Here is a 3827-nt window from a genome sequence, read left to right on the forward strand (position 1 = left end):
GATCGCCCCGGCCGCCCGCCGCACCCGGGCGCTGCCCGGCGACTGGGCCGAGCACACGATGACCGCCCACACGGCCTGGGTCAGGGACGCGATCCGCGCCGACCCCGCCTTCGCTCCGGCGCAGGTCGTGGCGGGGCGCTTCGACCTCGACACGGGCGTCGTGACCTTGCTGCCGTAACCCCGACTCCCCACCACCGTAGGCACGTTCCCCCCACTGCAGAGAAGCGCATCCCCATGCCCATGAACGGCGTGCTCTCCGTCCTGCCCTCCCCCGCCGACTTCCGTACGATGACCCGCGCCCCGCGCCGCGACCTGCTGTGCGGGCTCACGGTCGCCGTCGTGGCGCTCCCGCTCGCCCTCGGTTTCGGGGTGACGTCCGGGCTCGGCGCGGCCTCCGGTCTGATCACCGCGATCGTCGCGGGCTCGCTCGCCGCGCTCTTCGGCGGCTCCGCGCGCCAGGTCAGCGGCCCGACCGGCGCGATGACGGTGGTCCTCGTCCCGATCGTCCACGAGTACGGCGCGAACGGCGTCCTCACGGTCGGGCTGATCTCCGGCGTCATGCTCCTCGTGCTCGCCTTCGCCCGCGCGGGAACGGCGATGGCGTACGTCCCCGCACCCGTGATCGCCGGTTTCACCATCGGCATCGCGTGTGTGATCGGCCTCCAGCAGGTGCCGTCGGCGCTGGGCGTGCCCACTCCGGCCGGTGACCAGGTGGCGGTGGTGGCGGCGCGCGCGGCCGAGGAGTTCGACGCGACCCCGCACTGGGCGGCCCTCCTCCTCGCCCTCGGCTCGGCCGCGCTGATGCTGGCCGGGGCGCGCTGGAAACCGACAATTCCCTTCTCCCTGGCGGCAGTCGGGGTGGCAACGGTCGTGGCCGAGGCCCTGCACCTGCACGTGACCCGCCTGGGCAGCCTCCCGTCCTCGCTCCCCGCGCCCTCCCTCGCGTTCCTGGACGTGTCCCGGGTCCCGACCCTCCTCCTCCCCGCAGCAGCCGTAGCGGCACTGGCCGCCCTGGAATCCCTCCTCTCCGCCTCCGTCGCGGACGCGATGCGCCCCGGCGAACGCCACGACCCCGGCAAGGAACTCTTCGGCCAGGGCATCGCCAACCTCGCGGCCCCGCTCTTCGGCGGCGTCCCGGCGACGGGCGCCATCGCGCGCACGGCGGTCAACGTCCGCACCGGAGCCACCTCCCGCCTGGCCGCGCTCGCGCACGCCGTGATCCTCGCCGGGATCGTCGCGGTCGCGGCCCCGCTGGTGGGCCGTATCCCGCTCGCCGCACTGGCCGGAGTGCTCCTGGCGACGGCGATCCGCATGGTGGAGACGGACGCGGTCCGCGCGATGGCCCGCTCGACGCACGGCGACGCCCTGGTCCTGGTCCTCACGGCGGCCGGCACCCTCGCCCTCGACCTGGTGCGCGCGGTCCTGATCGGCCTCGGCGTCTCGGTGCTGCTGGCCCTGCGCGCGGCGACGCGCGGCACGCGCCTGACCCCGGCCGACCTCCCCGACCCCGCCTCCGGCACGGTGACGTACCGCTTCGACGGCCCCCTCCTCTTCGCCGCCGCCCACCGCTTCCGCCGCAGCCTGGCGGAGGTGCGGGACGTGACGGCCGTGGACCTACGACTGTCAGGGCTGACGGCGGTCGACGCGACGGGCGCGCTGGCGCTGAAGGAGGCGGTGGGCGAGCTGCGCGGCCGGGGTATCGAGGTCCGGATCACGGGCGTCGAGCACGGTCACCGCCAGGTGCTGGAGTCACTGGGGGTGCTCCCGGTGAACCCGAATTCCAACAGGGGGGCTATCCCCAGTGCAGCGGGCGCGACCGCTCCCTAATCTGAAGCGCATGACGGGAATGGACTCGCACGACGCCGAACTCAAGAAGGAACTCAACGCCACCCTGCAGGCGCGCAGGGAGCTGGGCGACGAGTACGAGTCGGCGCTGGTCGACTCGTTCCTGGAGAAGGTCGACCAGCGCATCGACGGCGCGGTGGAGCGCCGGGTGCGCCGGCAGATGGCCGAGCAGCAGATGGTGGTGGCCCGCGGCTCGCGGAGCCCGAAGCCGACCGACTCCTGGGGCGAGCGCTTCGGCTTCGGCATCGTCTCGATGGTGCTGGCGATCCCGCTGTCCGCGATCGGCGGCGGCATCGCCCACCTCCCCGGCCTGTTGGTGGCCTGGGTCGGCATCGTCGGCGTCAACGCCGTCCAGGCCGCCCGCATCAACCCGGGGCTGTTCGGCGGGCGGCGCCCCAGGTCCTCGCAGGACAGCGAGTGGGAGGACTGAGCGTCCCCCTCACGCCTGGCGGGTCGGCAGCACCATGATCTGCCGCAGGTTGACGTGCCGGGCCCGGCTCGCCGCGTAGGCCACGACATCGGCGACCTCCTCGGCGGACAGTCCGCCCAGCGCCCCGAACATCTCGTCCAGTTGACGGGCCATCTCCTCGCTGCCGAGATGGGTCCCCAACTCGGTGTCGGTCAGGCCCGGTTCGATGTTGGTGACCCGTACGTCGCGGGGCCCGAGCTCGGTGCGCAGCGACTGCGAGAGATAGGTGACGGCGGCCTTGGTCGCGCCGTACACGGCGTAGGTGGGGAACGTGATGTGCGCGCCGACGGACGAGATGTTGACCAGGTCCGCGCTACGGCCCTCCCCCGCCGCGGCCACCAGGTCCCCGGTGAAGGCGCGGATGACCCGCAGTACCCCGGTCACGTTGGTGTCGAGCATCCGCCGCCACTCGTCGATCCGCCCGTCGTCGACGGCGTGCGGCAGCATGACACCGGCGGCGTTGACCACCAGGTCGACGGCCCCGAACGTCTCATGCACCCGCCCGGCGGCGGCCTCCACGGACGCGTCGTCGGTGACATCGGCGACGACGGCGAGGGCCTGTCCCCCGTCGGCCCGGATCTTCCCGGCAAGGGCGTCCAGCCGCTCCCCGCGCCGGGCCAGCAGCGCCACCCGCGCCCCGTTCGCGGCCAGTTGGACGGCGATCGCCTGCCCGATCCCGCTGGCGGCCCCGGTGACGACGGCGGTACGGCCGGCCAGATTCTCGTACGACATGAGGTGCTCCTCGCAAGACGGTCCGCCGGGGCACTTCCCCGGCGACGTCCACCACCGTGCGCCGCCCCGCGGGTCCTACCCAGGGATGCGTTTTTCCTGGGTCCGCCAGTACCAGGTTGGAAATCGGCGACCGGCCTACCATCGGACCCATGGACGGGGACATCGGAGACTTCCTGCGCTCACGCCGCGCTCGCATCCAGCCCGAGGAGGTGGGGCTGGCCTCGTACGGACGCCGCCGCGTCCCCGGACTGCGCCGCGAGGAGGTCGCGCAGCTGGCCGGGGTGAGCGTCGACTACTACATCCGCCTGGAACAGGGCCGCGGGACCAGCGTCTCCGACGCGGTGCTCGACTCGATCGCCCGCGTCCTGCGCCTGGACGAGACGGAACACGTCTATCTGCGTACGGTGGCCCGCCCCCAGCGCGCGAAGAAGGACCGGACGCCGACTCCCCGTGTCCGCCCGGGAGTTCAGGTACTGCTCGACGGCATGGACCGCATGCCGGCCTTCGTGCTGGGCCCCCGGATGGACGTGCTCGCCTGGAACACCCTCGCCGACGCGCTCAGCGGTTTCAGCGCGATGCCCGTCGCCGTGCGCAACATCCCGCGCCATGTGTTCCTCGACCCGGCCTCGCGCGACCTCTACCCCGACTGGGCCGCGGTCGCCGCACAGGCCGTCGCGAATCTCCGGGTGACCTCCGGCCGCGAGGGTGACGACCCGGAACTGAACGCGCTCGTCGGTGAACTCGCCCTTCGCAGCGAGGACTTCCGCCGCCTGTGGGCCGA

General features: G+C 73.2%; 4 protein-coding genes. 3 read left to right on the plus strand and 1 reads right to left on the minus strand.

Going from position 1 to position 3827, the window contains the following annotated elements; all coding sequences use genetic code 11:
• Positions 1 to 234 precede the first annotated feature (234 nt).
• On the plus strand, positions 235 to 1827 hold the full coding sequence (locus tag JHN45_RS52155) for a SulP family inorganic anion transporter (protein WP_201056535.1): 1593 nt from the start codon (positions 235 to 237) through the stop codon (positions 1825 to 1827).
• Between the two features lie 19 nt (positions 1828 to 1846).
• On the plus strand, positions 1847 to 2275 hold the full coding sequence (locus JHN45_RS52160) for a hypothetical protein (RefSeq protein WP_200712254.1): 429 nt from the start codon (positions 1847 to 1849) through the stop codon (positions 2273 to 2275).
• A 9-nt stretch (positions 2276 to 2284) separates the two neighbouring features.
• Here JHN45_RS52160 and JHN45_RS52165 read toward each other — a convergent pair whose 3' ends face one another.
• Positions 2285 to 3046 (minus strand): SDR family oxidoreductase, encoded by a 762-nt coding sequence (locus tag JHN45_RS52165; RefSeq protein ID WP_201056537.1) that lies wholly within the window; start codon positions 3044 to 3046, stop codon positions 2285 to 2287.
• Positions 3047 to 3195: 149 nt separating this feature from the next.
• Between JHN45_RS52165 and JHN45_RS52170 the strand changes: the two genes are divergently transcribed.
• A partial coding sequence (locus tag JHN45_RS52170; RefSeq protein WP_201056539.1) for a helix-turn-helix transcriptional regulator occupies positions 3196 to 3827 on the plus strand: 632 nt, incomplete at its 3' end.

Source organism: Streptomyces sp. MBT53 (assembly GCF_016654115.1).
GTDB lineage: Bacteria > Actinomycetota > Actinomycetes > Streptomycetales > Streptomycetaceae > Streptomyces.